24 protein-coding genes are annotated in these 26,622 nt (G+C 56.8%); 3 read left to right on the top strand and 21 right to left on the bottom strand.

Annotated elements, in window-relative coordinates:
* Positions 1 to 61 precede the first annotated feature (61 nt).
* On the bottom strand, positions 62 to 1,105 hold the full coding sequence (locus K7R23_RS00535) for a GMP reductase (protein WP_012904493.1): 1,044 nt from the start codon (positions 1,103 to 1,105) through the stop codon (positions 62 to 64).
* Positions 1,106 to 1,330: 225 nt separating this feature from the next.
* On the opposite strand from K7R23_RS00535, the gene coaE reads away from it, so the two are divergent.
* The 3 genes from coaE to yacG are packed head-to-tail and all read left to right on the top strand — an operon-like array spanning position 1,331 to position 2,898.
* On the top strand, positions 1,331 to 1,951 hold the full coding sequence (gene coaE, locus K7R23_RS00540; RefSeq protein WP_012904492.1) for a dephospho-CoA kinase: 621 nt from the start codon (positions 1,331 to 1,333) through the stop codon (positions 1,949 to 1,951).
* On the top strand, positions 1,951 to 2,694 hold the full coding sequence (zapD, locus tag K7R23_RS00545; protein WP_012904491.1) for a cell division protein ZapD: 744 nt from the start codon (positions 1,951 to 1,953) through the stop codon (positions 2,692 to 2,694). Before coaE ends, zapD begins: the two co-directional genes overlap by 1 nt.
* A gap of 9 nt (positions 2,695 to 2,703) precedes the next feature.
* Positions 2,704 to 2,898 carry a DNA gyrase inhibitor YacG gene (gene yacG, locus K7R23_RS00550; RefSeq protein ID WP_012904490.1) on the top strand — a complete coding sequence of 65 codons (195 nt, stop codon included), beginning with the start codon at positions 2,704 to 2,706 and terminating at the stop codon, positions 2,896 to 2,898.
* A gap of 99 nt (positions 2,899 to 2,997) precedes the next feature.
* Here the strand turns inward: yacG and mutT are convergent, their stop codons facing one another.
* The 20 genes from mutT to cra form a co-directional block, all read right to left on the bottom strand.
* Positions 2,998 to 3,396, bottom strand: a complete 399-nt coding sequence (gene mutT / locus K7R23_RS00555; protein WP_012904489.1) for an 8-oxo-dGTP diphosphatase MutT — start codon at positions 3,394 to 3,396, stop codon at positions 2,998 to 3,000.
* 106 nt (positions 3,397 to 3,502) lie between these two features.
* A complete protein-coding gene (gene secA, locus K7R23_RS00560; protein WP_012904488.1) occupies positions 3,503 to 6,208 on the bottom strand; it encodes a preprotein translocase subunit SecA in 2,706 nt (901 codons plus the stop codon).
* Positions 6,209 to 6,269: 61 nt separating this feature from the next.
* Positions 6,270 to 6,779: a secA translation cis-regulator SecM gene (gene secM / locus K7R23_RS00565; RefSeq protein ID WP_024132464.1), complete on the bottom strand. Its 510-nt coding sequence runs from the start codon at positions 6,777 to 6,779 to the stop codon at positions 6,270 to 6,272.
* 272 nt (positions 6,780 to 7,051) lie between these two features.
* Positions 7,052 to 7,969 (bottom strand): UDP-3-O-acyl-N-acetylglucosamine deacetylase, encoded by a 918-nt coding sequence (lpxC, locus tag K7R23_RS00570; RefSeq protein ID WP_012904486.1) that lies wholly within the window; start codon positions 7,967 to 7,969, stop codon positions 7,052 to 7,054.
* Positions 7,970 to 8,069: 100 nt separating this feature from the next.
* Positions 8,070 to 9,221 carry a cell division protein FtsZ gene (gene ftsZ, locus K7R23_RS00575; protein ID WP_004857884.1) on the bottom strand — a complete coding sequence of 384 codons (1,152 nt, stop codon included), beginning with the start codon at positions 9,219 to 9,221 and terminating at the stop codon, positions 8,070 to 8,072.
* A gap of 116 nt (positions 9,222 to 9,337) precedes the next feature.
* Positions 9,338 to 10,600, bottom strand: coding sequence for a cell division protein FtsA (gene ftsA, locus K7R23_RS00580; RefSeq protein WP_012904485.1), 1,263 nt, complete (start codon positions 10,598 to 10,600; stop codon positions 9,338 to 9,340).
* Positions 10,597 to 11,427, bottom strand: coding sequence for a cell division protein FtsQ (gene ftsQ / locus K7R23_RS00585; RefSeq protein ID WP_012904484.1), 831 nt, complete (start codon positions 11,425 to 11,427; stop codon positions 10,597 to 10,599). Before ftsQ ends, ftsA begins: the two co-directional genes overlap by 4 nt.
* A gap of 1 nt (position 11,428) precedes the next feature.
* Positions 11,429 to 12,349 (bottom strand): D-alanine--D-alanine ligase, encoded by a 921-nt coding sequence (locus K7R23_RS00590; RefSeq protein WP_012904483.1) that lies wholly within the window; start codon positions 12,347 to 12,349, stop codon positions 11,429 to 11,431.
* Complete coding sequence (murC, locus tag K7R23_RS00595; RefSeq protein WP_012904482.1) at positions 12,342 to 13,817, bottom strand: UDP-N-acetylmuramate--L-alanine ligase; 1,476 nt, start codon at positions 13,815 to 13,817, stop codon at positions 12,342 to 12,344. Before murC ends, K7R23_RS00590 begins: the two co-directional genes overlap by 8 nt.
* Before the next feature lie 57 nt (positions 13,818 to 13,874).
* Entirely contained in the window at positions 13,875 to 14,942 is a 1,068-nt protein-coding gene (gene murG, locus K7R23_RS00600) for an undecaprenyldiphospho-muramoylpentapeptide beta-N-acetylglucosaminyltransferase (protein WP_012904481.1), read from the bottom strand.
* Entirely contained in the window at positions 14,939 to 16,183 is a 1,245-nt protein-coding gene (gene ftsW, locus K7R23_RS00605; RefSeq protein WP_012904480.1) for a cell division protein FtsW, read from the bottom strand. The genes murG and ftsW overlap by 4 nt, the downstream gene beginning before the upstream one ends.
* Positions 16,183 to 17,499, bottom strand: coding sequence for a UDP-N-acetylmuramoyl-L-alanine--D-glutamate ligase (murD, locus tag K7R23_RS00610; RefSeq protein WP_012904479.1), 1,317 nt, complete (start codon positions 17,497 to 17,499; stop codon positions 16,183 to 16,185). The genes ftsW and murD overlap by 1 nt, the downstream gene beginning before the upstream one ends.
* Positions 17,500 to 17,501: 2 nt before the next feature.
* The gene (mraY, locus tag K7R23_RS00615; RefSeq protein ID WP_012904478.1) at positions 17,502 to 18,584 is read right to left on the bottom strand and encodes a phospho-N-acetylmuramoyl-pentapeptide-transferase; all 1,083 of its coding nucleotides are present in this window, start codon (positions 18,582 to 18,584) and stop codon (positions 17,502 to 17,504) included.
* On the bottom strand, positions 18,578 to 19,936 hold the full coding sequence (murF, locus tag K7R23_RS00620) for a UDP-N-acetylmuramoyl-tripeptide--D-alanyl-D-alanine ligase (protein ID WP_012904477.1): 1,359 nt from the start codon (positions 19,934 to 19,936) through the stop codon (positions 18,578 to 18,580). Before murF ends, mraY begins: the two co-directional genes overlap by 7 nt.
* A complete protein-coding gene (gene murE / locus K7R23_RS00625; RefSeq protein ID WP_012904476.1) occupies positions 19,933 to 21,420 on the bottom strand; it encodes a UDP-N-acetylmuramoyl-L-alanyl-D-glutamate--2,6-diaminopimelate ligase in 1,488 nt (495 codons plus the stop codon). Before murE ends, murF begins: the two co-directional genes overlap by 4 nt.
* Complete coding sequence (gene ftsI / locus K7R23_RS00630) at positions 21,407 to 23,164, bottom strand: peptidoglycan glycosyltransferase FtsI (RefSeq protein ID WP_012904475.1); 1,758 nt, start codon at positions 23,162 to 23,164, stop codon at positions 21,407 to 21,409. The genes murE and ftsI overlap by 14 nt, the downstream gene beginning before the upstream one ends.
* Before the next feature lie 15 nt (positions 23,165 to 23,179).
* Entirely contained in the window at positions 23,180 to 23,545 is a 366-nt protein-coding gene (ftsL, locus tag K7R23_RS00635; protein ID WP_012904474.1) for a cell division protein FtsL, read from the bottom strand.
* Complete coding sequence (gene rsmH / locus K7R23_RS00640) at positions 23,542 to 24,483, bottom strand: 16S rRNA (cytosine(1402)-N(4))-methyltransferase RsmH (RefSeq protein ID WP_012904473.1); 942 nt, start codon at positions 24,481 to 24,483, stop codon at positions 23,542 to 23,544. The genes ftsL and rsmH overlap by 4 nt, the downstream gene beginning before the upstream one ends.
* A 1-nt stretch (position 24,484) precedes the next feature.
* Entirely contained in the window at positions 24,485 to 24,943 is a 459-nt protein-coding gene (mraZ, locus tag K7R23_RS00645; protein WP_024132463.1) for a division/cell wall cluster transcriptional repressor MraZ, read from the bottom strand.
* 614 nt (positions 24,944 to 25,557) lie between these two features.
* Positions 25,558 to 26,562, bottom strand: a complete 1,005-nt coding sequence (gene cra / locus K7R23_RS00650; RefSeq protein WP_012904471.1) for a catabolite repressor/activator — start codon at positions 26,560 to 26,562, stop codon at positions 25,558 to 25,560.
* Between the last annotated feature and the right edge of the window lie 60 nt (positions 26,563 to 26,622).

Here is a 26,622-nt window from a genome sequence, read left to right on the forward strand (position 1 = left end):
GGGTTTGCCAGCGATCTCAGGCCTGGTAAACACCAGGCCTTCGACAACAGAACGTAGCACATTACAGGCTATTGAAAATGCGGTTTTCCTGTTCCTGTACGCGAATAAAGGTCGTGCGTTTGGTCAGTTCTTTTAAACGCGAAGCGCCAACGTAGGTGCAGGCTGAACGCAGGCCGCCGAGAATATCGCGCGCGGTATTTTCTACCGGACCACGCAGCGGCAGCTTAACGGTTTTACCTTCCGCCGCACGATACTGCGCAACGCCGCCAACGTGGCGGGTCATAGCGGACTCGGAGCTCATGCCGTAGAACAGCATGAATTTTTCACCGTTTTCGTCAACGATCTTGCCGCCGCTTTCGTCATGGCCCGCCAGCATCCCGCCGAGCATGACAAAGTCAGCGCCGCCGCCAAACGCTTTCGCCACATCGCCCGGCGTGGTGCAACCGCCGTCGCTGACGATCATCCCGCCCAGGCCGTGCGCCGCATCAGCACATTCGATGACCGCGGAAAGCTGCGGATAGCCGACGCCGGTTTTAACCCGCGTGGTACAAACGGAGCCAGGACCGATACCCACCTTAACGATATCGGCGCCGGACAGGATCAGTTCTTCGCACATCTCGCCGGTTACCACGTTGCCCGCGCAGATTGTTTTATTCGGCCAGGCTTCACGGGCCTTCGATACGAACTGGACAAAGTGCTCTGAGTAGCCGTTCGCCACATCGATGCAGACAAAATTCAGTTCCGGATTCAGCGCCAGAATCTGTTTGGTTTTGTCGAAATCGGCGTCAGAGGTGCCGGTGGAAACCATGACGTGCCGGAGCACGCTGGCAGACGCGCCTTCGATAAATGCGGACCAGTCCTCAACGGAGTAGTGCTTATGAACGGCGGTGAGAATATCGAAAGCGGCAAGGGCCTTCGCCATCTCAAACGTCCCGACGGTATCCATATTGGCGGCAATAATGGGGACGCCAGACCAGCTCTGACCTGAATGTTTAAAGGTGTACTGACGTTCCAGTTCGACTTCGGAACGGCTTTTGAGAGTAGAACGCTTAGGGCGGATAAGAACGTCTTTAAAACCTAGCTTCAGATCTTCTTCAATACGCATGTGCGGATTCCTGGGGTTAAGGGCTGTAAGGATGAGAGCGCAACTCCAGTGACGCTATCATACGCACTAATCAATGCCGCGCAAGACTGCGAAATTCACTTTTTTTACGCTACAATCCCATAAATTTACCTGGTGAAAGTCGGCCACGACCGGGTTCATCTTCGTCACTAAGCGTTCAAATTTTAACCATTTGATTATTATCGCTAATTTCCAGGAACTGAGCTTATGAGGTATACGGTAGCCTTAACGGGCGGCATTGGCAGCGGTAAGAGCACCGTTGCGAACGCATTTGCTGACCTCGGCGTTCAGATCGTTGACGCAGACATTATTGCCCGTCAGGTGGTCGCTCCGGGCCAGCCTGCGCTGGAGGCCATTGCCAGTCGCTTCGGCAAAGCGCTGATTGGCGCGGACGGCACGCTCCAGCGGCGGCTTCTCCGCGAGCGAATTTTCGCAAATCCGCAGGAAAAAGCCTGGCTTAACGCCCTGCTCCATCCACTTATTCACCAGGAAACGCAGCGTCAGTTCCGGCAGGCAACTTCTTCGTATGTGTTATGGGTTGTGCCGCTGCTGGTTGAAAATGGCCTGCACAGCAAAGCAAATCGTGTGCTCGTGGTGGATGTCTCTGCCGAAACACAGCTTTCCCGAACCATGCTGCGCGACGACGTCACCCGCGCGCATGTTGAACAGATCCTTGCAGCCCAGGCGACGCGTGAAGCGCGTCTTGCCGTGGCGGATGATGTTATTGATAATAATGGCGCACCAGAGTCCATCAAGCCGGATGTCGCCCGCCTGCACGCGCTTTATCTCCAGCTTGCGTCGCAGTTTGTCTCACAGGAAAAACCGTAATGCACACCCAGGTCCTTTTTGAACACCCACTCAATGAAAAGATGCGTACATGGCTGCGCATTGAGTTTTTAATTCAACAACTCTCCGCTAATCTCCCTGTCGCCTCCCATGCGGACGCGCTGCACTTTTTTCGCAATGTCGGAGATTTGCTGGATGTGTTCGAACGCGGGGAAGTGCGTACAGAATTGCTGAAAGAGCTGGAGCGCCAGCAGCGCAAACTTCAGGCATGGATTGAAGTGCCGGGGGTCGATCAGAGCCGGATTGAAGCGTTGCGTCAACAGTTAAAAAGCGCAGGTTCTGTTCTGATCTCCGCCCCGCGGATTGGGCAATTTTTACGTGAAGATCGGCTGATCGCGCTGGTGCGCCAGCGCCTGAGCATTCCCGGCGGCTGCTGTAGTTTTGATTTACCGACGCTGCATATGTGGCTGCATCTGCCCCAGGCGCAGCGCGATGCGCAGGTTGAGGCCTGGCTTGCCAGCCTGAATCCGTTAAACCAGGCGCTGACCCTAATCCTCGATTTAATTCGCCATTCTGCCCCCTTCCGCAAACAGACCAGCCTGAACGGGTTTTATCAGGATAATGGCGAAGACGCCGATTTACTGCGCCTTAATCTGCCGCTTGATATCCAGCTGTATCCGCAAATTTCCGGGCATAAGAGCCGGTTTGCGATTCGTTTTATGCCGATCGATAGCGAAAACGGCGTCGTTCCTGAGCGCCTCGACTTCGAACTGGCCTGCTGTTAAGGAGTAAAGATGTCAGAAACCATTACCGTCAACTGCCCGACCTGCGGCAAAACGGTCGTCTGGGGCGAAATCAGTCCGTTTCGCCCGTTTTGCAGTAAACGCTGCCAGCTTATCGATCTGGGTGAATGGGCCGCAGAGGAGAAACGTATTCCGAGCAGCGGCGATTTGTCAGACAGCGACGACTGGAGTGAAGAGAAAGAGTAATCAGTAGGCCGGATAAGGCAACGCCGCCATCCGGCTATCTGTCAGGGCTTACATCCCGTCTGCCGGATAGCGCTACGCTTTTCCGGCCTCCCCATTCTGTCAGGCCAGTGAAGCGTGTTTCAGCTTCGCAATCACCGGTTCATTGGCGGGCGGAAAATCGTCCGCGCTGAGCGCGTCTGCGGCAATCCAGTTTCCGGACTGCCCCTCTTTTCCCCACGGCTCCCCTTGCCAGCTTTCGACCAGCCAGAACCACAGGGTGATGTGCCGATCCGGAAACTGATACTCCAGCTTTTCAAACAGCGTGGCATTCGCCGGGGTAATGCCGACCTCTTCCTGTAACTCCCGACTTAACGTCTGCTCCGGCGTTTCACCGGCCTCAATTTTCCCCCCCGGGAACTCCAGCTTGTTCGCCATATGCGCGTCAGCCGCGCGTCGGGTGATAAAAATTTCATTCTGCGGATTACGTATAATTCCGACGGCGATTTGCAGTGTTTTCATCTTGTCGTATCCGTAAAAAAGGCGCAGTTTCCCGCGCCTTTTGTCTCTGTTTTATCGTAAGCCGGATAAGCGAAGCGTCATCCGGCAATACTGCCCATAAACGGGATCAGCTCAGACGACCGTGGCACTGTTTGTATTTCTTACCGGAACCGCAAGGGCACGGATCGTTGCGCCCGACTTTGCGCTCGCCGGTTTGCGCCGCCAGGTCAGCAGCGGCCGCAGCATGGTCGTCCTGATGGCTAAGCTGCTGCATCTGCGCCAGACGTTCCGCCTCTTCACGACGTTGCAGTTCCATCGCTTCAACCTCTTCCGGCATACGTACCTGCACTTTGCTTAGCGTGCTGATCACTTCATACTTCAGCGACTCCAGCATCGCGGCGAACATGGCGAAAGATTCGCGCTTGTACTCCTGCTTCGGATCTTTCTGCGCATAGCCACGCAGGTGGATCCCCTGACGCAGATAGTCCATCGCCGCCAGGTGCTCTTTCCACAGGGAGTCGAGAGTCTGCAACATCACGCCTTTTTCGAAGTGACGCATCATCTCCGCGCCAACCACCTCTTCTTTGCGCTGATACACCTCGATCGCCTGGCTCAGAATACGCTCGCGCAGCGTCTCTTCATGCAGTTCTGGCTCTTTATCCAGCCATTCCGCGATCGGCATATCCAGATCGAAGTCATTTTTCAGACGCTCCTGCAAACCAGGGATATCCCACATCTCCTCCAGAGACTGCGGCGGAATATAGGCATCGATGGTCGCTTTAAAGACATCTTCACGAATGCTGTTGATGGTTTCGCTCACGTCAGACACATCCAGCAGTTCGTTACGCTGGGTGTAGATCGCGCGACGCTGATCGTTGGCGACGTCATCGTATTCCAGCAGCTGCTTACGAATATCGAAGTTACGGCTTTCCACTTTGCGCTGCGCGTTGGCAATCGCTTTGGTCACCCACGGGTGTTCAATCGCTTCGCCCGGCTTCATTCCTAGTTTACGCATCATGCCGGAGACGCGGTCAGAGGCAAAAATACGCATCAGCGCATCTTCCATCGACAGGTAGAAACGCGAGGAGCCCGGATCCCCCTGACGACCCGAACGGCCGCGCAGCTGGTTATCGATACGACGTGATTCGTGACGCTCAGTACCAATGATGTGCAGGCCGCCCGCAGCCAGGACCGCATCGTGACGCACCTGCCAGTCCGCTTTGATCTGCGCGATCTGCTCCGGCGTCGGATTTTCCAGCGCGGCGATTTCCGCCTGCCAGCTACCGCCCAGCATAATATCCGTACCGCGACCGGCCATGTTGGTGGCGATAGTCACCGCCGACGGATAACCCGCCTGCGCGACAATCGCCGCTTCGTTGGCGTGGAACTTGGCGTTCAGAACGTTATGCTTGATGCCTGCTTTAGTCAGCTCGTTAGAAACGACTTCAGATTTCTCAATGGAGATCGTACCGACCAGCACCGGCTGACCATTTGCGGTACGCTCTTTGATATCTTCAATGATGGCCTGAATTTTTTCCGCTTCGGTCATGTAGACCAGATCCGGCATATCTTTACGGATCATCGGACGGTTAGTCGGCACCACCACGGTATCCAGCTTGTAGATAGAGCTGAATTCAAACGCCTCGGTGTCTGCCGTACCGGTCATACCGGCCAGCTTTTCGTACAGACGGAAATAGTTCTGGAAGGTAATGGAAGCCAGCGTCTGGTTTTCGTTCTGGATGTCCACGCCTTCTTTGGCTTCAACCGCCTGGTGCAGACCATCAGACCAGCGACGGCCCTGCATGGTACGACCGGTATGCTCATCAACGATAATGACTTCACCGTCTTTCACGATGTAATCAACGTCGCGGGTGAACAGCACGTGCGCGCGCAGCGCCGCGGTGACATGGTGCATCAGCATGATATTGCCCGGAGAGTACAGTGACTCGCCTTCATCCATAATGCCTTCTTTCACCAGCAGCTCTTCGATCAGCACCAGACCGCGTTCGGTCAGGTTAACCTGGCGCGCTTTCTCATCTACCGAGAAGTGACCTTCCCCCTGGAAGGTGTCGGAGTCTTCTTTTTCCTGGCGAACCAGGTGCGGAATGATTTTGTTCACCTTCTTATACATTTCCGAGCTGTCTTCCGCCGGGCCGGAAATAATAAGCGGCGTACGCGCTTCATCGATCAGGATGGAGTCGACCTCATCCACCAGCGCATAGTGCAGTTTACGCTGGACGCGCTCTTCAGGGCTGAACGCCATATTGTCGCGCAGGTAGTCAAAGCCATATTCGTTGTTGGTGCCGTAGGTAATGTCGGCTGCGTAGGCTTCGCGCTTGGCTGGCGCAGGCATACCCGGCAGGTTAATACCGACGGTCATGCCGAGGAATTCGAACAGCGGACGGTTGTTCTCGGCGTCACGCTGGGCCAGATAGTCGTTGACGGTAACCACGTGTACGCCCTTTCCGCTCAGCGCATTCAGGTAGGCCGGCAGCGTTGCGGTCAGGGTTTTACCTTCACCGGTACGCATTTCCGCGATGCAGCGATCGTTTAGCACCATACCGCCGAGCAGCTGAACGTCGAAGTGACGCATGCCGAACACGCGCTTACTGGCTTCGCGCACAACCGCGAAGGCTTCCGGAATCAGGCTTTCCACGCTGGCGCCCTGCTCGAGACGCGCGCGGAATTCGGCGGTTTTCGCCTTCAGTTCTTCATCGGAGAGTTTTTCCATCTCCGGTTCCATGGCGTTGATCACGCCGACTACTTTACGCATACGACGCAACGTACGATCGTTACGACTACCGAATACTTTTGTTAACATTTTGATTAGCATAGTAAAATCTCAAACGCCCCGCACCGCGGAGTCATAATTATTAGATGAAGGTTTTTTCGTGTTAGCTGAGGCGTTGAGGACCGGCGCGGATACCCTGCGCCTGGCTTATCCAGACGGGAACGGTAAACGCAGCCAGCGGGGCGAAATGTGAATAGCTGACGCGCGGAGTCATTGCCGCGGGAGAACCTTCCTGCGTCAGCATCGCGCTGAGCGTATTCAGTAAGGCTAAATGATGCGCCTGAAGCGGCGACGTTTCTTCCGCTACCGGCAGCGCCTGCGGCGCCATCGCGAAAGAGAGATGGCGTATAACCGTGCGGATGGCGTGCTGATGCCAGTAATCGACGGTAAAATTGGGCCGGCGGTTGGACGCTTCGAGCAGCGCCAGCTGGCTGAAATTAACCCGGATGTGCTGATCGTGACTGCTGGCCGTCGCCTTTGCGGGCGCATTATTGGGTTCGGCGGCGTTACTGAGCGCAGGCAGGCCAAGACTCGCCGCGACCATCCCTAATAAGAGATGCGGCCAGAAGTAGCGTCTGCCTAACTGTCGCCAGCGCGTCAGTATTCCACTCACGTTGAAACCATCCCAGTCATGTTGTTCAAAACGTTTTTTTGCGCACAAATCTTATCATTAATGCGCAGGCACTACAGCAGTATTGATGACAAGTTGCGGGTAAAAACGCTTAAGAAAGCAGCGTTCGCACGGCGCCGGGCGACAGAAAGGCTTTTGCGCTGAAGAAAACCAGGCTCACCGAAGATGGCTTTGAAGAAATAAAAAACGACTGGCTCACCTGGCCGGAGAGAGTGCCAGATTTACCAGTCGAATTTATGCGACAACGCGTGTCGTTATGCCAGTACGGTCGATGGTGCTTTGAACGCCAGCGGCAGCTCTGCGTCGTCTTCGAAGGTCACAAATTCCCAGGCTTCCTGTTTTGCCAGAACAGCCTGCAACAGTTTGTTATTCAGCGCATGACCGGATTTGTACGCGGTAAAGGCGCCAATAATGTTGTGACCACACATGAACAAGTCACCAATCGCGTCGAGCATTTTGTGACGAACGAATTCATCTTCAAAACGCAGGCCGTCTTCGTTCAGTACGCGATAATCGTCAACAACGATGGCACAATCGAAGCTGCCGCCCAGGCACAGGCCACGGGACTGCAGATATTCGATATCACGCATGAAACCGAACGTACGTGCGCGGCTAATCTGGCGCATGAACGCATCAGCCGAGAAGTTCATCGCATAGCGCTGAGTGCTGGAGTCGATTGCCGGATGGTTAAAGTCGATGGTGAAATCCAACGTAAAACCATTGTACGGTTTAAACTCAGCCCACTTGTCGCCATCTTCGACGCGAACGGTCTCTTTGATGCGGACAAATTTCTTCGCGCTGCTCAGTTCTTCAATACCTGCGTCAAGCAGCAGGTAGACGAACGGCGCGGCGCTGCCGTCCATGATCGGGATTTCCGGAGCATCGACTTCAATAACGATGTTATCGATACCTAAGCCCGCCAGAGCAGCGTTAAGGTGCTCAACGGTTGAAATCCGTACATCATGCTCGTTGACCAGACACGTACAGAGCATGGTATCACGCACAGATTTGGCATCGGCCGGAAAATCTACCGGTGGATTCAAGTCGGTGCGACGATAGATGACCCCGGTGTTGGCCGGCGCAGGGCGTAAGGTCAGGGTGACTTTCTTGCCGGTATGCAAACCGACGCCAGTCGCCTGAACGATACGTTTAAGTGTCCTTTGTTTGATCATCGTATAATCTCGCCAAATTACCTATCCAACCGAAGTGTACTATACATTCGGCGGGCCAGTTTAGCACAAAGAGCCGCGAATCCCAAATTCCAGCTAATTCTTAGTCAGCCTGCTTGCGCAGGAACGCCGGGATATCCAGATAATCCGGCTCTTTCGCGGTCTGCGGCGTATTGTCGTTGACCACTTTCGCGACCGGCTTCTGCTCTTGCGTCAGCGGCGCCATGCCGTGCTGCTGGTAACGATCCATCACCGGCTGCTGCACCTGCTTGTTGGTCACCAGGGTAATCTCCGGACGTTTGTCCATGCCAATACCGGTGGCCACGACGGTAACGCGCAGTTCGTCGTTCATATCCGGGTCCAGAGAAGTACCGATAACCACGGTCGCGTTATCCGACGCAAAGGCGCGGATGGTGTTACCCACGGTTTCGAACTCATCCAGACGCAGGTCGAAGCCCGCCGTAATGTTGACCAGCACGCCGCGCGCGCCGGACAGATCGATATCTTCCAGCAACGGAGAAGAGATAGCCATTTCAGCCGCTTCTTCCGCACGGTCTTCACCGCTCGCCACGCCGGAGCCCATCATCGCGTAGCCCATTTCGGACATCACGGTGCGCACGTCCGCAAAGTCGACGTTCATCAGACCCGGACGGGTAATCAGTTCCGCGATCCCCTGTACCGCGCCTTTCAGCACGTCGTTCGCCGCGCCAAACGCGTCGAGCAGAGAAATACCGCGACCCAGCACCTTCAGCAGCTTGTCGTTCGGGATGGTGATCAGCGAATCCACGTGTTTGGACAGCTCGGTGATACCCTGCTCCGCAAACGCCATACGCTTCTTGCCTTCGAAATTGAAAGGCTTGGTCACGACAGCCACGGTCAGAATACCTAAATCTTTTGCCACTTCTGCAACTACGGGCGCGGCGCCGGTCCCCGTACCACCGCCCATACCTGCGGCGATAAACACCATGTCTGCGCCATCCAGCGCGGCGCGCAGGGCTTCACGGTCTTCGTCCGCGGCGTTGCGGCCAACTTCCGGGTTCGCGCCAGCGCCCAGACCTTTGGTAATGCCGCTACCAATCTGGATGGTCTGGCCAACCGCAGTCTTACGCAACGCCTGCGCGTCGGTATTCACTGCGAAGAATTCAACACCTTCAATGCGCTCGCGCACCATGTGCTCAACGGCATTGCCACCGCCGCCGCCGACGCCGATGACTTTAATCACCGCGTCGTTGGTTAATTCCATTGGTTCAAACATAATTTCTCTCTCCGTTGTTACACGTCACCCTCCAGCCTGCCTCGACGCAACCTGAAGGGCTTAGCGTATTGTGCCTGTCGCCTGAGACCGTAATTTTCGCCAGTCTCATAAAAAAATTAAAACTCTTTTCGCAGCCAGCTGTTGAGTCGTTTAATCCACGAACCGACTGAAGCCGTTACGCGCTTCTCTACATCGGCTTCACCACTTAAATGGGACTCTTTCCCGTAGTGAAGCAGCCCCACCGCCGTCGAGTAGTACGGCTCCTGGGCATAATCCGTCAGACCGGTAATATTCAGCGGCGCGCCGATACGCACCTGCGTATGGAATACGCGCTGAGCGCAGGCGGCAAGTCCTTCAATTTGCGCCGCGCCGCCGGTCAATACAATCCCCGCCGCCAGATGATGTTTCACCCCCTGCTGGCGAAGCTGTTCCTGTAATTGCAATATCTCTTCGTTGACCAGGTTGAGCAGTTCGGTGTAGCGCGGCTCAATCACCTCCGCCAGCGTCTGACGTTGCAGACTGCGCGGCGGACGACCGCCGACGCTCGGCACTTCAACGCTTTCGTCTTTACCGACGATGGACCCCAGCGCACAGCCATGACGCACTTTGATCGCCTCGGCGTCGCTTGGCGGCGTACCGAAGGCATAAGCGATATCGCTGGTAACCACGTTCCCGGCATACGGGATCACTTTGGTGTGGCGCAACGCCCCGCCAGTATATACGGCGATATCCATTGTACCACCACCGATATCCACGACGCAGACACCCAGTTCACGCTCATCTTCCGTTAAGACGGAATAGCTGGCCGCCAGTCCGGCAAATATCAGTTGGTCAACTTTCAGGCCACAACGTTCAACGGCTTTAACAATGTTTTTCGCCATATCGTTGTGACAGGTGATCAGATGCACTTTCGCCTGCATACGAACACCGGAAAGACCCACAGGATTTTTAATGCCTTCCTGGTAGTCAATCGCATATTCCTGCGGAATAACGTGCAGCACGCGATGCTCGTCGCGGACGCGCACCGACTTCGCGGTGTGCACCACGTTTTCCACGTCTTCCTGCGTCACTTCTTCTTCGGAAATCGGCACCATGCCGATTTCATTCTGACAGCTAATATGTTTGCCCGAAAGCGCCAGATACACAGAGGAGATCTGGCAATCGGCCATCAGTTCTGCCTGATCAATGGCGCGCTGTACGCATTTCACCACGGATTCAAGGTCGTTAACGCCGCCTTTATCCATACCCCGCGACGGGCAACTGCCCACGCCAATGATATTGATCATACCGTCGGGCAGAACTTCCCCTACTAAAGCGGCGACCTTCGCGGTGCCAATCTCCAGTCCAACTACCAGTTTTCTGTCCGTCGCCTTGATCATTGTTGTTCTGCCTGTGCCTGATTTTGTTGCTGATTAGTTTCCTCAGGAGGTAAAGGCTCCCAGCCTACTGCTGCCCCTGAGTCATAACGCAAATCAACGTAGCTAATCCGTTTGCCCTCGGTTTGCGCCTGCTGCTGTAAAACCGGGTAGAGTTCTACAAAGCGAGCCAAACGTTTCATTGTATCGCCCCTGCCGAGGTTGAGCTTAATATCGTTATTCAGCGTCAACTGCCAGGAACGACGTGCGGTCATCGCCGCTTCCTTTAACGTAAACCTGTCCTTCGCCAGCACCTGTCCCATTTCGCGATAGCCCTGCAACACTTCGCTCGCGCTGCCTTCCGGGCCATACAGCATCGGTAAAATCTGCTTGCTGGTACGATCTGACGGTACGCTAAAGGCATTTCCTTCGGCATCCACCATATGCTGATCATTCCAACGCGCTATTGGCACATATTCAACCAGATGAATCTTCAATTCATCAGGCCATTGCTTTCTGACGCTGGCCTGTTTAATCCACGGTAAACGTTCAATCTGGCTCTGAATGATGTTCACATCCTGAGTCATAAACGTTCCGGGCGCGCCCAGCGCCAGGATCGACTGGCGGATATCATCGTTTTTCGTGTAATGACGCTCGCCGGTTAATACCAGCTTTGACAGCGGTAAACGCTGCGCGTCCTCCATCCAGCCCAACACAACCCAGCCGCTGACCAACACGGTACACAGCACCGTTAGCAGAAATAAAATTCCTGCAAGACGCGTTCCATTGTTGCGACGTGATGAAGAAACCTCTTCGTCACTGTTTCGCGTGTTCAGCGCAGCCTGCGACATATCAGTCCGCCAGTTCCAGAATGCGTACCACCAGCTGCGAGAAGCTCAGCCCTTTCTCACGCGCCGCCATCGGCACCAGGCTGTGGCTGGTCATACCCGGTGAGGTATTCGCTTCCAGCAGATAAAACTGACCGTCGCTATCAAGCATGGCGTCAATACGCCCCCAGCCTTTACAGCCCAGCGTGGACCATGCTTTTCGCACTAAATCACGTAAAAGCGCCTCTTGCGCGGTTTCCAGACCGGCGGGGCAGAAATACTGAGTCTCATCAGAGAGATACTTCGCCTCATAATCATAGAAGGTTCCGGCGGGTTGGATACGGATTGTCGGTAAAATTTCTTCACCGAGTATCGCGACGGTAAATTCCGGTCCGCTGAGCCATTTTTCAATCAGTACTTCTTCATCGTGCTGAAATGCCAGCGCTAATGCGCTTTGTAAAGCGTCATATTCCGCCACTTTCGACATCCCCACGCTGGAACCTTCGCGGCTGGGCTTAACGATTAACGGTAAACCAAGCGCGGAAATTTGCGTAACCAGCTCTTCGCTAAGCCCTTTTTCAAATTGCGCACGGGTTAATGCCACCCACGGCGCAACGGGTAAGCCAGCGCCCTGCCACAGCAGTTTGCTGCGCAGTTTATCCATTGAGATGGCAGACGCCATCACGCCGCTGCCGGTATAGGGCAGGCCGATCAGCTCCAGCAGCCCCTGCAGGGTGCCGTCTTCGCCGCCGCGCCCGTGCAGCGCGATAAAGACCTTCTGAAACCCCATGGCTTTCAGCTGCGTGACGTCCACCTCTTTCGGGTCGACAGGATGCGCATCCACGCCGCCTTCACGTAAACCGGCCAGCACCGCCGCGCCGGAGTTCAGCGACACCTCGCGCTCAGCGGAAGTCCCGCCGAACAGGACCGCGATTTTATCAGCCATGTTGTTCGCTCTCCTGAATTTGCGGCTTCAGTTTGATTTCAGCTAAGGAACGCGCAATTTTGCCGATATTTCCCGCGCCCTGCACCAGAATGAGATCATTGCCGGTTAATACCGGTGCCAGCATTTCGGCAACCTGCGCCGGATCGGAAACCAGAATCGGATCGATCTTGCCGCGCCCTCGGATAGTGCGGCACAGCGAACGGCTGTCCGCGCCCGGAATCGGCGCTTCGCCGGCAGCATAGACATCCAGCATCAGCAGCGCATCCACCTGAGTCAGCACGTTGGCAAAGTCGTCATACAGATCGCGGGTACGCGTAAAGCGGTGCGGCTGAAACAGCATCACCAGATGTTTATCCGGCCAGCCGGCGCGCGCCGCTTTGATAGTCGCATCCACTTCCGTTGGGTGATGACCGTAATCATCCACCAGCATCGCCGTACCAGCTTTGCCGTTTACCGGCGCCAGCGGGAATTCACCGAGGAAATCGAAACGGCGACCGGTGCCCTGGAAGCTCTCCAGCGCGCGCAGAATCGCCTCGTCGTCAATGCCCTCTTCCGTCGCCACCGCCACGGCAGCCGCGGCGTTCAGCGCGTTATGTCGCCCTGGCGCATTGAGGGTCACACGCAGTTCGGGCATCCCCTGGCGTAGCAGGCTGAAGTGCCCCTGCGGGCCAATCTGCTGATAATCCTCGACCCGCACATCGGCATCGTCGCTAAAGCCGTAGGTGGTGATCTGGCGGCCCACCCGCGGCAGCAGCTCGCGGATCACCGGATCGTCAACGCACATCACCGCACGACCATAAAACGGCAGGTTATGCAGGAAATTAATAAACGTCTGCTTTAAATTTTCGAAGTCGCCATGGTAGGTATCCATATGGTCAGCTTCGATATTGGTGACAATCGCCACCATCGGCTGCAGATGCAGGAACGACGCGTCGCTCTCATCCGCCTCCGCGATTAAATAGCGGCTATGCCCCAGGCGCGCATGGACGCCCGCCGCCTTCACCAGACCGCCGTTAACGAAGGTTGGGTCCAGCCCCGCTTCCGCATAAATGCTGGAAACCATGGCGGTGGTGGTCGTTTTACCATGCGTTCCGGCAATGGCGATGCCGTGACGAAAACGCATCAGCTCCGCCAGCATCTCCGCGCGGCGGATCACCGGAATGCGCGCTTCGTGGGCCGCCACAATTTCCGGGTTATCGGCAGAGATGGCGCTGGAAACCACCACCACGCTCGCGTCGAGCACGTTTTCCGGACGATGATTAAAGTAAATCGTCGCCCCCAGGTTCGTCAGCTGCTGCGTCACCGGGTTTGGCGCTAAATCGGAACCACTGATCTGATAACCTTCGTTAGCCAGAACTTCGGCAATACCGCCCATACCGGCACCACCGATGCCGACAAAGTGAATGTGCCGAACGCGACGCATTTCGGGCACGATAGAACGCAGTTTTGCCAGTTGTTGTGTATTCATTCTTTACGCCATTAACTACTTCAAAAAATTCGTGCAGCGCAACAGGCGCTGCGAGAGTTATGCCCGGGCAACCAGGCTGACTTCGTTTGCGACCCGTTCAGTCGCATCCGGGATGGCCGCCGCGCGCGCGCGTTGCGCCATCTCCAGCAGGACCTCACGGTTCCACCCCGACAGGGTGCTCACAACCGCATCCACGGTGAACTGCGGCTGCTCAAGAATTCTGGCCGCGCCCGCCTGCTCCAGCGGTAGCGCATTCCAGTACTGCTGCCGGTCTTTATGCTGAAACGGCACAAACAGCGCGGGTAAACCGGCTGCGGCGATTTCACTGACCGTTAACGCGCCTGAACGACAGACCACCACATCCGCCCATGCGTAAGCGGCAGCCATATCATCAATAAATTCAGTCACCTTATGCTGCGGCTGGCCCGCGTCAGCATAGGCCTGTTCTACCGCCTGCTGCGCGCCTTTGCCGCTCTGATGCCAGATGGTGACTGCGCTGCCCAGCTTTGCGGCCGCCTGCGGCAGCGTCTGATTCAGTACGCGAGCGCCCTGCGAACCGCCGACCACCAGCACGCGAATCGGACCTTCACGCCCGCTCAGGCGCGCCTGCGGCAGCGGCAGCGCCAGCACGTCGGTACGTACCGGATTGCCGACCACTTCCGCTTTCGGAAACGCGCCGGGAAACGCCTGCATTACTCTGGTAGCGATCTTCGCCAGCCATTTATTGGTTAATCCGGCAATGCCGTTTTGTTCGTGCAGCACCACAGGAATGCCCAGCGACCAGGCGGCAAGACCGCCGGGACCGGAGACGTAACCGCCCATACCGAGCACCACATCCGGTTTAAACGCCTTCATGATCGCCCGCGCCTGGCGCCAGGCGTTGAATATACGCAGCGGCGCGGCAAGCAGCGCCTTCACGCCTTTTCCGCGCAGGCCGGAAATACGGATGAAGTCGATTTCAATACCGTGCTTCGGCACTAAATCGGCTTCCATACGGTCTGCGGTGCCCAGCCAGCGAACTTCCCAGCCCTGAGCCATTAAATGGTGCGCGACCGCCAGCCCCGGGAACACGTGTCCGCCGGTACCGCCCGCCATCACCATTAACCGCTTCGCCTGACCACTCATCGTGAACCTCGTGTAAACGCCTGGGCTTTTTCCAGACGCGTTTCATAATCTATACGCAGCAACATCATGATTGCCGTCGACATAATCAACAGGCTTGACCCGCCGTAGCTGATCAGCGGCAACGTCAGACCTTTGGTTGGCAGCATGCCCGCCGCCGCCCCCACGTTGACCAGCGCCTGAAAGCTAAACCAGATGCCGATCGAACAGGCTAAAAAGCCGGAAAAACGCTGATCAATCTGTAACGCCTTGCGGCCAATCGACATCGCGCGAAAAGCGACGAAGAATACCATTAATAGCGCCAATACCACACCGATATAACCCAGTTCTTCCCCAATAATGGCGAAGATAAAGTCCGTGTGCGCTTCCGGCAGGTACTCCAGTTTCTGCACCGAATTACCCAGCCCCTGCCCCCACATTTCCCCGCGGCCAAACGCCATCAGGGACTGGGTGAGCTGATAACCGCTGCCGAACGGATCTTCCCACGGATTCCAGAATGAGGTGACGCGGCGAATACGGTATGGCTCGGCGAGGATCAGCAGCACCACTGCCGAAATCCCCATGCCGATAATGGCGATGAACTGCCACAGCTTCGCGCCCGCCAGAAACAGCATCGCCAGGGTGGTGACGAACAGCACCACCACCGTACCGAGGTCAGGCTGCGCCAGCAGCAGGATCGCCAGTACGAGGATTACGCCCATCGGCTTTAAAAAGCCGCGCAGGTTATTACGCACTTCGTCAACCTTGCGCACCAGGTAGTTCGCCAGGTAGCAGAACAGCGACAGCTTGGTAAACTCCGCTGGCTGAATACGCAGCGGGCCGATCGCGATCCAGCGCGATGCCCCGTTCACCGAACTGCCGACCACCAGTACGATCAGCAGCATAACGATCGAGGCGATCAGCATCGTGGTGCTGTAGCGCTGCCAGAACTCCATCGGCAGACGCAGCGTGATCATTGCCAGACAAAACGCCAGCAGAATATACAGCGCATCACGCTTGGCAAACAGGAACGGATCGCCCGCCAGGCGCTGTCCCACCGGCATGGATGCGGAGGTCACCATCACAAAGCCGATCGCCGCCAGGCCAAAGGTGAGCCACAGCAGCATGCGATCGTACATCACCAAGCTGTCGGTATCTTTGTCCCGCGAGCCCATCACCCAGCCTTTCAGCGCCGCCAGGATCCCGCCCAGCAGACCTACTCCCGGCAGGCGCGGCATTCTCAGGCGAGGGAGAGATAAACGCATCAACCTAACTCCTTCGCCAGACGGGTAAAGAGATCGCCCCGTTGCTCAAAATTCTTAAACTGATCGAGGCTGGCGCAGGCCGGAGAGAGCAGCACCATATCGCCCGGCTTCACGCGCGGCGCAATCAGACGCATTGCCTCCTCCATGGTCTGCGTCTGCTCAGCGATCTCCGGCCGCAGCGCAGCCAGCTGCGCGCCGTCGCGCCCGAAGCAGTACAGACGCACGCGATCGCCGGTCAGATAGCGGCCAAGCGGCGAGAAATCCGCCGATTTGCCATCGCCGCCAAGCAGCAGATGCAGGGTGCCGTCAACCTGTAAACCGTTGAGCGCGGCCTCGGTACTACCGACGTTAGTGGCCTTCGAATCGTTAATCCAGCGCACCCCGTTATGCTCCAGCGCCAGCTGGAAGCGATGCGCCAGGCCGGTGAACGTGGTCAGCGCTTTCAGGCTGCTGGCTCGCGGTAAACCGGCCGCGTCCGCCAGCGCCAGCGCCGCCAGAGCGTTGGTATAGTTGTGCTGACCGCTGAGCTTCATCTCTTTCACGTTCAGCACCTTTTCACCTTTCACCCGCAGCCAGGTTTCGCCCTGCTGGCGGTTGAGGTGATAGTCGCCCATGTTGACGCCGAAGCTGACGCAGCGCGCGTCGGCGCCGCGCACCGGCATCGTCAGCGCGTCATCGGCGTTAACCACGCAGACGCTGGCGTTTTCATAGACGCGCAGTTTTGCCGCACGATACTGCTGCAGGCCAAACGGATAGCGGTCCATATGATCTTCAGTAACGTTGAGGATCGTCGCCGCCTCCGCCTGCAGGCTGTAAGTGGTTTCCAGCTGGAAGCTGGACAGTTCCAGAACGTACAGTTCACGCCCGGCATCCAGCAGCATTAAGGCGGGAAGGCCGATATTGCCGCCAACGCCCACGTTAACGCCCGCCGCCTTCGCCATTTCGCCAACCAGGGTGGTGACGGTGCTTTTGCCGTTCGAGCCGGTAATCGCCACGATCGGTGCCTGCGCTTCGCGGCAGAACAGTTCGATATCGCCGACAATCTCCACGCCCGCGTCAGCGGCGGCGCTGAGCACCGGATGCGCCAGGGCGATACCGGGACTGGCGACGATCAGATCCGCCGCCAGCAGCCAGTCTTCATTCAGACTACCAATGTGTCGTTCAACCGCTTCCGGTAACTTATCCAGCCCCGGCGGCGTTGCGCGAGTATCCATCACCCGGGGAGTCACGCCGCGGGCCAGGAAAAAGTCCACGCAAGAGAGTCCGGTTAACCCCAGACCGATAATAACGACGTTTTTACCCTGGTAATCTGCCATGATTAACGTACCTTCAGCGTTGCCAGGCCAATCAGCACCAGCATCAGCGAAATAATCCAGAAGCGCACAATCACCCGCGGCTCCGGCCAGCCCTTCAGTTCATAGTGATGATGGATCGGCGCCATACGGAAAATGCGCTGCCCGCGCAGTTTGAAAGAGCCGACCTGCAGGATCACCGACAGGGTTTCCACCACAAACACGCCGCCCATAATCACCAGCAGGAACTCCTGGCGCAGCAGCACGGCGATAATCCCGAGCGCGCCGCCGAGCGCCAGCGATCCGACGTCGCCCATAAAGACCTGCGCCGGATAGGTGTTAAACCACAGAAATCCTAACCCCGCGCCGACAATCGCCGTGCAGACAATCACCAGTTCCCCTGCGTGACGCAGATAGGGGATATGCAGGTAGTTGGCGAAGTTCATGTTGCCGGTGGCCCACGCCACCAGCGCAAAGCCCGCAGCGACAAAAACGGTGGGCATAATCGCCAGACCGTCAAGGCCATCGGTCAGGTTTACCGCGTTCCCGGTTCCCACAATCACGAAGTAGGCCAGCAGCACATAGAACAGGCCCAGCTGCGGCATGACGTCTTTGAAAAAAGGCACCACCAGCTCGGTCGCCGGGGTATCTTTACCGGCAAGATACAGCGCGAACGCGACGCCCAGCGCGATCACCGACATCCAGAAATATTTCCAGCGCGCAATCAGCCCCTTAGTATCTTTACGCACCACTTTGCGGTAGTCGTCGACAAATCCAATAATGCCGTAGCCGATCAGCACCACCAGTACGCACCAGACGTACGGGTTGGAGGGATAGGCCCACAGCAGAACGGAAATCACAATCGCCGTCAGGATCATAATCCCACCCATGGTCGGCGTACCACGTTTACTGAAGTGGGATTCCGGACCGTCGTTACGCACGACCTGGCCGAAGGAGAGCTTTTGCAAACGGGCGATCATGCGCGGGCCCATCCATAAGGAGATGAACAGCGCGGTCAGCAGGCTGACGATGGCGCGAAACGTCAGATAGGAAAAGACGTTAAAGCCGGAATAATATTTGACCAAATGTTCGGCCAGCCAAACTAACATGTTCCTTTCTCCTGTAATGCGCGTACCACCTCTTCCATGGCGGCGCTACGTGAACCCTTCACTAAAATGGTAATCATCTGCTGCTCTTCAACCAGCGCCTTGAGACGGGCGATAAGGGCGGTTTTATCCGCGAAATGTTCGCCGACGCCGCTGGCTTCGCTGATAGCCTGGCTCAGTTTTCCAGTGCTCAGCACGCGGTCGATACCCGCCGCTTTCGCAGCATTGCCGACCTGTAAATGGCACGCTTCGCTCTCTGCCCCCAGCTCCGCCATATCGCCGACCACCAGCACGCGGTAGCCCGGCATTTCCGCCAGCACCTGCACCGCAGCGGTCATCGAACCGACGTTGGCGTTATAGGAGTCATCCAGCAGCAGCTGGTTTTCCGCCAGCTGGACCGGGAACAGTCGGCCAGGCACCGCTTTCAGGTTCGCCAGACCGGCTTTAATCGCCGCCAGCGGCGCGCCTGCCGCCATCGACAGCGACGCCGCCGCCAGCGCATTGGCGATATTGTGACGTCCGGGCAGCGGCAGGAGTACGTCAATGCTGCCGACCGGCGTCTGAAGCGTGAACTCCGTACCGTGCGAGGTCACATGGACGTTCGTCGCCGTGAAATCGCTGTCGGCGGCGTTGGCTGAAAAGCGCCAGACCTTACGATCGCCGATCACGCTCTGCCAGTTCAGCCAGTCGTTGTTATCGGCGTTCATTATGGCAATGCCGTTTTCCGGCAGGCCGCTATAGATTTCGCCTTTCGCTTTCGCCACGCCGGCCAGAGAGCCGAAGCCTTCCAGGTGCGCCGCAGCCAGATTGTTGACCAGCGCCGCTTCCGGACGGGTCAGGCTGACGGTCCAGGCAATTTCCCCTTGGTGATTAGCGCCCAGTTCGATGACCGCAAAATCATGCTCTTTGGTTAACCGCAGCAGCGTCATCGGGACGCCGATATCGTTATTCAGATTGCCGGCGGTATACAGCGTGTTGCCGCACTGGCTGAGAATGGCGGCGGCCATCTCTTTGACGGAGGTTTTGCCGGAGGAACCGGTTAACGCCACCACCCGCGCCGGAACCTGCGCGCGTACCCACGCGGCCAGTTCGCCAAATGCCAGACGGGTGTCTTTGACAATCAGCTGCGGTAAATCGCAATCCAGCGGACGGCTGACCAGCAGCGCCCCCGCCCCGCCCGCTTTCGCCTTGTCGGCAAAATCGTGGGCGTCAAAACGCTCACCCTTAAGCGCCACGAACAGGCAGCCCGGCGTCAGTTTACGCGTATCGGTGGTCACGGCGTCGAGGGTCAGATCGTCCCCTTTCAGTTCGCCGCCGAGGATTCCGGCCAGTTGGCTCAGCGTTACGCTAATCATGCGATAACCCCCAGCAGGCGCGCGGCAGTGACGCGATCGGAATAATCAAGGCGCTGCGTGCCGATAATCTGATAATCTTCATGGCCTTTACCCGCCACCAGCACCACGTCATTCTCTTTCGCCTGCATAATAGCGTTGGTAACCGCTTCGGCGCGGCCTTCCATTACTCTTGCGCGTCCGGCGTCCAGCATCCCCGCCAGAATATCGTCGATAATGGCGCGCGGCTCTTCAGTACGCGGGTTATCATCAGTAACCACCACCACGTCGGCGTACTGTTCGGCTATCGCCCCCATCAGCGGGCGCTTACCTTTATCGCGATCGCCGCCGCAGCCGAAGACGCACCACAGTTGTCCGCCGCAGTGCAGGCGCGCCGCCTGCAGCGCTTTCTCCAGCGCATCCGGGGTGTGGGCGTAATCGACCACCACCGTGGTTTTGCCCGGCGCGCTGAACACTTCCATTCGTCCACAGACCGGCTGCAGACGCGTGGCGGTTTTCAACAGGTCCGCCAGCGGATAGCCCAGCGCCAGCAGCGTGGCGAGCGCCAGCAGCAGATTGCTGACGTTAAATGCGCCCATCAGACGACTCTCTATCTCGCCTTCGCCCCAGCTTGAGGTGAAACGAATCGTCGCGCCGCTGTCGTGATAGTCCACCGCAACCGCCTTCAGCCAGCGGCCGTGGCAGTTCGGGTTGATATGGTCTTCCATAGAAACGGCGACCGCATCCGGCAGATTTGTCAGCCAGCGGCGTCCCACTTCATCATCGGCGTTAACGATAGCCTGACCGTAATGATGGGTGGAGAAAAGCAGCCATTTCGCCGCTTCGTAATGTTCCATATCGCCGTGATAATCAAGATGATCGCGGCTTAAGTTGGTAAACACGGTCGCCGCGAACTTCAGCGCCGCCACGCGATGCTGAATCAGACCATGTGATGAAACTTCCATCGCGCCAAACGTGGCGCCCTGCGCGACCAGTCCCGCCAGCTCATGCTGTACGTCAACCGCTGAACCGGTGGTATTTTCCGTTGGGGTTACTTTACCCAGCAGGCCGTTGCCTACCGTTCCCATTACCGCGCTGGTTTCGCCAAGCAGTTGGCTCCACTGCGCCAGCAGCTGAGTGGTGGTGGTTTTACCGTTGGTGCCGGTTACGCCAACCAGACGCATATTTTCAGATGGCTCGTGGTAAAAACGGCCCGCCAGCGCAGATAAACGCTCGTTGAGCTGGCTGAGATAGATGACCGGAACGCCGTGCATTTCACGGATTTCGCCGTCGGTCGCCTCATCTTTCGCTTCTGCAATAATGGCAGCCACACCTTGCGCTATCGCCTGCGGGATATAACGACGCCCGTCCGCCTGATGACCTTTCACTGCCACAAAGAGATCGCCCGACGCAGCCACACGGCTGTCGAGCGTCATCTCCCGCAGTTCTCTCGCAGGTAAACCCGTTACCCACGGAGCAAGAAGGTCGCGCAAATTACGATCTGCCACCTGTTCCCTCGCCTTGATTAATTACGAATTCACTTTTTTCGCCCGTTGCCAGCGCATCCGGTTCGATGTTCATGGTGCGCAGTACGCCGCCCATGATGGCACCAAATACCGGCGCGGAAACGGCGCCGCCGTAGTATTTACCCGCCTGCGGATCGTTGATAACAACAACCAGCGCGAAGCGCGGCTGACTCGCAGGCGCAACGCCTGCGGTATAAGCAATATATTTGTTGATGTAGCGGCCATCCGGCCCCACTTTTTTCGCCGTACCGGTTTTGATTGCGATACGGTAGCCTTTGATTGCCGCTTTCACGCCGCCGCCGCCCGGCAGCGCCACGCTTTCCATCATATGCACGACGGTGCGCACGATGGATTCCGGGAAGATACGCTCCCCAGGCACCGGCGGATCAACTTTGGTAATCGACAGCGGGCGATAAACGCCATAGCTGCCGATGGTTGCGTAGACTCGCGCTAACTGTAACGGGGTTACCATTAGCCCGTAGCCGAAAGAGAAGGTGGCCCTCTCTATGTCAGACCACCGTTGTTTTTGAGGATATAAGCCACTGCGTTCTCCGACCAACCCCAAATTGGTCGCTTTTCCCAGCCCAAAACGTGAGTAAGTATCAACTAACGCTGAGGACGGCATCGCTAACGCCAGCTTAGAAACACCGACGTTACTCGACTTCTGTAAAACCCCGGTCAGGGTTAATTCGCTATAGCGCGCCACGTCTTTGATTTCGTGACCGTTAATTCGATAAGGAACGGTGTTGAGCACCGTATTTTCATTGACGATGCCGCGCTGCAGCGCGGTCATTACCACCATCGGTTTGACGGTAGATCCCGGTTCGAAAACGTCGGTGATGGTGCGGTTACGCATCGCATCTTTCGGCGTGCCGCTCAGGTTGTTGGGGTTGTAGGATGGGCTGTTGGCCATCGCCAGCACTTCACCGGTATTCACATCCACCAGCACCGCGCTGCCGGACTCCGCTTTGTTAAACGCCACGGCGTTGTTCAGTTCACGGTAAACCAGCGCCTGCAGGCGCTCATCAATGCTTAACGCCAGATTGTGCGCCGCCTGGCTGTCGGTGGAGGAGATATCCTCAATCACGCGGCCATAGCGGTCTTTACGCACAATACGCTCGCCTGGTTGACCGGTAAGCCATTTATCAAAGCTTTTCTCGACGCCCTCAATACCCTGGCTGTCGACGTTGGTGAAACCAATGAGGTGAGCGGTCACTTCGCCGGAAGGATAGTAACGACGTGATTCTTCACGCAGATGAATGCCCGGCAGCTTCAGCTTTTTAATGTAGTCGGCCATATCCGGGTTAAGCTGACGCGCCAGGTAGATAAAACGCCCTTTCGGGTTGGCGTTGATGCGCGCGGCCAGCTGGTCGAGCGGGATATTCAGCGCGGTAGAGAGCGCTTTCCAGCGATCGCCCACGCGCACGCCGCCCGCTTCGTGCACCTCTTTCGGGTCGGCCCAGATGGCTTTAACCGGCACGCTGACCGCCAGCGGACGCCCGGAGCGGTCGGTAATCATACCGCGTGAAGTCGCCACTTCCTGCACGCGCAGCGAACGCATGTCGCCCTGGCGCACCAGCATATCCGGGGCGATAATCTGCAGCCAGGCCACGCGCCCAAGCAGAAAAACCAGCGCCAGTAAAATGCAGCCGCAGAGCAACGCAAAACGCCAACTGATAAAGTTGGCCTGTTCTTCCTGACGTTTTGGTTTTGCCGCTGCTTTCATGCGTCGCGTTTATCCTTATTTTTGCACTACGATATTTTCTTGTGAGGGATCAACATGCTGCATTTGTAGCTTCTCCGTTGCGATCCGTTCTACCCGGCTATGATCGCCGAGCGCGTTCTCCTCAAGGATCAGGTTACGCCATTCGATATCCAGCGCATCGCGCTCCAGCACCAGCTGTTCGCGTTGCGCGGTCAATAAACGCGTATGGTGAGCGGTTGTGACGACTGTCACCGCCGTGACAATGATGCAAATGAACAGGCAGAGCGGCAGCTTCCCGAATCGCAAAAGATCGTCACCGATCACGCCAGGCAAGGCATGGCGCTCGTTGCTTCCTATCGATCCCTTCACTTTGCTAAGGGCTTCTGTCACTCTGCTGATCATGCGTTCGTCCTCTCTGCAATGCGCAGAACTGAACTACGGGCACGAGGGTTTTCTGCGACCTCTTTTTCACCCGGCATCAACTTGCCTAACGCTCGTAGCTCACGGCCGCCCAGTTTACTGAGCTGCTCCTCCGTCATCGGTATGCCCGCCGGCACCTTCGGACCGCGACTTTGCTCACGCATAAAGCGCTTCACAATACGGTCTTCCAGCGAGTGGAAACTGATGATGGAAAGCCGCCCGCCGGGGGCCAGCACGCTGAGCGAGCTTTTTAGCGCCTGCTCTATCTCCTCCAGTTCACTGTTCACCCAGATGCGCACCGCCTGGAAGGTACGGGTCGCGGGATGTTTGAATTTGTCCTTCACCGGCGTCGCCGCAGCGACGACTTCCGCCAGCTCTTTGGTGCGGGTCATAGGCTGTTCGCGGTTACGCTCAACGATGGCGCGGGCAATGCGTTTCGCAAAGCGTTCTTCGCCAAAGGTTTTCAGCACCCAAGCAATGTCAGCTTCTTCCGCGCTTTGCAGCCATTCGGCGGCGGACTGGCCGCGCGTCGGGTCCATACGCATGTCCAGCGGGCCGTCGCGCATAAAAGAGAAGCCGCGCTCGGCGTCATCAAGCTGGGGTGAAGAGACGCCAAGATCGAGAAGAATCCCGTCGATCCTGCCGGTCAGATTGCGCTCGGCCACATATTCGGCCAGCGCGGAAAAAGGTCCATGAATGATGGAGAAGCGCGGATCGTTGATGGTTTGCGCAACGGCAATAGCCTGCGGATCGCGATCGATAGCCAGCAAACGCCCTTCTTCGCCAAGCTGCGAGAGAATAAGGCGCGAGTGACCGCCGCGACCAAATGTCCCATCAATATAGATGCCGTCAGGACGAATGTTCAGACCGTTTACGGCCTCGTCCAGCAACACCGTGGTGTGTTTAAAATTTTCCATCATCTTATAGAGACAAGTCCTGCAGGCGTTCTGATAATGTCTCAGTTGCGCTCTGCTCTGCGTCGATATCTTCCTTGACCTGTTGATACCAGGTCGTTTCATCCCACAGCTCAAACTTATTGAACTGTCCAACCAGCATCACTTCTTTCGTCAGACCGGCATGTTGCCGGAGAACAGGCGCTATCAGCAGTCGGCCGGCGCTGTCCATCTGACACTCGCTGGCATGACCCAACAACAACCGCTGCACACGGCGTTCCACCGGGTTCATGCTCGACAGACGCGATAATTTTTGCTCGATAATTTCCCATTCAGGCAGGGGGTAAAGCAGCAGGCACGGGTGATGGATGTCAATGGTACATACCATTTGACCGGTAGCGCTCTCGATCAGTTGCTCCCGGTAACGGGTAGGCACGGATAAGCGCCCTTTACTGTCGAGATTGACTAACGTTGCTCCCCGGAACATGCCAGTCTGACCCCTCCTTACCACTTTGCCCCACAAATTCCCACTCGAAGGAGTTTACGGAGCGGAGGAAAAGCTTGTCAAGCGAGTCACAACGCTTACCAGATTAAAAAACCCAATGATTACGGCTAATATCAGCACTGATCAAATTCTGTCCAACAAACGAAGCAAATTAACGCTATGAATAGTTGCAAGAAAAATTCCAAAAACTCATCTTCGTTTTAAAACGAACCTCTATTTTCTGATGAAAATATAAAGTGTCAGTTTGCGACGCGAGCGGCATTTTAGGACATATTGCATCGTGAATACAGTCTCTGTTGCGCCCGGCGTATGCCGCGCGCCGTCAAGCCAGGCGCGATGCCGCCGTTACCGGGATAAAAGTGATGCTTAATTCAGCAAATCCTGACAAACATGTAACAAAAGAATACAAGGCACACCGCCGATGACTCAGCAATTAGTGATTTACGACGCTATTTTGATTTCACAATGTTTATTTCGCGCGTAGTCAGAAAATCCTAAAGAATAATCTTAATTATGCTGCGGGAATTGTCGGAGAGGAATATTTACAGCGCGACCGGATAGCCTGAACGCCATCCGGCCACAAAAAGAGGGAAACGTTAGCTACGGCTCAGCACGCCGCGGCGATAGAGGTTTCGCTTGATTCGCGTCAGGCCCGGCTTCGGCTTGCGCGGCTCATCCAGGCTCGCCAGCACGATCTCCAGCACGCGCTCCGCCACGTCGCGATGGCGCTGCGCTACCGCCAGCACCGGACACTGCAGGAAATCCAGCAGTTCGTTATCGCCAAAGGTGGCGATAGCAAGGTCGGATGGCAGCTTGCCGTCGCGGCGCAACGTGACGTCCATGACCCCCTGCAACAGTGCGAAAGAGGTGGTGAACAGCGCCTGCGGCATCGGGTGCGTCTCCAGCCATTTTGCAAACAGCTGCGCCGCGGCTTCACGCTCATAGCTGTTGGCATACAGGAAATGCACTTCACGCGGATCGTCTTTCCAGGCGCTACGGAATCCCTGCTCGCGTAGAAAACTGACGGAAAGCTCCGGCAGCGCGCCAAGATACAGCACCGTTTCCGCCGGGAATTTACGCAGTTCCTGGGCCAGCATTTCCGCATCGTCCTGATCGGCGCCGACAACGCTGGTGAAATGTTCCCGATCCAACGCGCGATCCAGCGCCACGATGGGGAACGAGTCATTGGCCCAACGCTGATAAAACGGATGTTCCGGCGGCAGTGAGGTGGAAACGATGATCGCATCGACCTGGCGCTGCAAAAGGTGCTCGATGCAGCGCATTTCGTTGTCCGGCTGATCTTCAGAACAGGCAATCAACAGTTGATATCCACGCTGACGCGCCTGGCGTTCAAGATAATTTGCGATGCGGGTATAGCTTGTATTCTCCAGATCGGGGATCACCAGTCCGATAGAGCGCGTGCGTCCGGCACGTAACCCGGCGGCCACGGCGTTCGGGTGGTAATTATGCTCACGCACCACCGCCATGACTTTTTCGACAGTCTTGTCGCTCACGCGGTATTGCTTTGCTTTTCCGTTTATCACGTAGCTTGCAGTCGTGCGCGATACACCAGCCAGCCGAGCGATTTCATCCAGTTTCACAATTGCCCCTTGCATCAGATAGTACAAACCATAACCATTGTAACGGCATGGATTAGTTTC

It is taken from the genome of Citrobacter rodentium NBRC 105723 = DSM 16636 (assembly GCF_021278985.1).
GTDB classification, from domain to species: domain Bacteria; phylum Pseudomonadota; class Gammaproteobacteria; order Enterobacterales; family Enterobacteriaceae; genus Citrobacter_A; species Citrobacter_A rodentium.

Excerpts from the sequence above, each read along its gene's own strand:
- ftsI (WP_012904475.1), bottom strand. The coding sequence starts at position 23,164 with ATGAAAGCAGCGGCAAAACCAAAACGTCAGGAAGAACAGGCCAACTTT.
- murD (WP_012904479.1), bottom strand. The coding sequence starts at position 17,499 with ATGGCAGATTACCAGGGTAAAAACGTCGTTATTATCGGTCTGGGGTTA.
- murC (WP_012904482.1), bottom strand. The coding sequence starts at position 13,817 with ATGAATACACAACAACTGGCAAAACTGCGTTCTATCGTGCCCGAAATG.
- K7R23_RS00590 (WP_012904483.1), bottom strand. The coding sequence starts at position 12,349 with ATGGCTGATAAAATCGCGGTCCTGTTCGGCGGGACTTCCGCTGAGCGC.
- ftsZ (WP_004857884.1), bottom strand. The coding sequence starts at position 9,221 with ATGTTTGAACCAATGGAATTAACCAACGACGCGGTGATTAAAGTCATC.
- coaE (WP_012904492.1), top strand. The coding sequence starts at position 1,331 with ATGAGGTATACGGTAGCCTTAACGGGCGGCATTGGCAGCGGTAAGAGC.
- ftsW (WP_012904480.1), bottom strand. The coding sequence starts at position 16,183 with ATGCGTTTATCTCTCCCTCGCCTGAGAATGCCGCGCCTGCCGGGAGTA.
- yacG (WP_012904490.1), top strand. The coding sequence starts at position 2,704 with ATGTCAGAAACCATTACCGTCAACTGCCCGACCTGCGGCAAAACGGTC.
- ftsL (WP_012904474.1), bottom strand. The coding sequence starts at position 23,545 with ATGATCAGCAGAGTGACAGAAGCCCTTAGCAAAGTGAAGGGATCGATA.
- rsmH (WP_012904473.1), bottom strand. The coding sequence starts at position 24,483 with ATGATGGAAAATTTTAAACACACCACGGTGTTGCTGGACGAGGCCGTA.
- K7R23_RS00535 (WP_012904493.1), bottom strand. The coding sequence starts at position 1,105 with ATGCGTATTGAAGAAGATCTGAAGCTAGGTTTTAAAGACGTTCTTATC.
- murF (WP_012904477.1), bottom strand. The coding sequence starts at position 19,936 with ATGATTAGCGTAACGCTGAGCCAACTGGCCGGAATCCTCGGCGGCGAA.
- zapD (WP_012904491.1), top strand. The coding sequence starts at position 1,951 with ATGCACACCCAGGTCCTTTTTGAACACCCACTCAATGAAAAGATGCGT.
- ftsA (WP_012904485.1), bottom strand. The coding sequence starts at position 10,600 with ATGATCAAGGCGACGGACAGAAAACTGGTAGTTGGACTGGAGATTGGC.
- mutT (WP_012904489.1), bottom strand. The coding sequence starts at position 3,396 with ATGAAAACACTGCAAATCGCCGTCGGAATTATACGTAATCCGCAGAAT.
- mraZ (WP_024132463.1), bottom strand. The coding sequence starts at position 24,943 with ATGTTCCGGGGAGCAACGTTAGTCAATCTCGACAGTAAAGGGCGCTTA.
- murG (WP_012904481.1), bottom strand. The coding sequence starts at position 14,942 with ATGAGTGGTCAGGCGAAGCGGTTAATGGTGATGGCGGGCGGTACCGGC.
- mraY (WP_012904478.1), bottom strand. The coding sequence starts at position 18,584 with ATGTTAGTTTGGCTGGCCGAACATTTGGTCAAATATTATTCCGGCTTT.
- ftsQ (WP_012904484.1), bottom strand. The coding sequence starts at position 11,427 with ATGTCGCAGGCTGCGCTGAACACGCGAAACAGTGACGAAGAGGTTTCT.
- lpxC (WP_012904486.1), bottom strand. The coding sequence starts at position 7,969 with ATGATCAAACAAAGGACACTTAAACGTATCGTTCAGGCGACTGGCGTC.
- secA (WP_012904488.1), bottom strand. The coding sequence starts at position 6,208 with ATGCTAATCAAAATGTTAACAAAAGTATTCGGTAGTCGTAACGATCGT.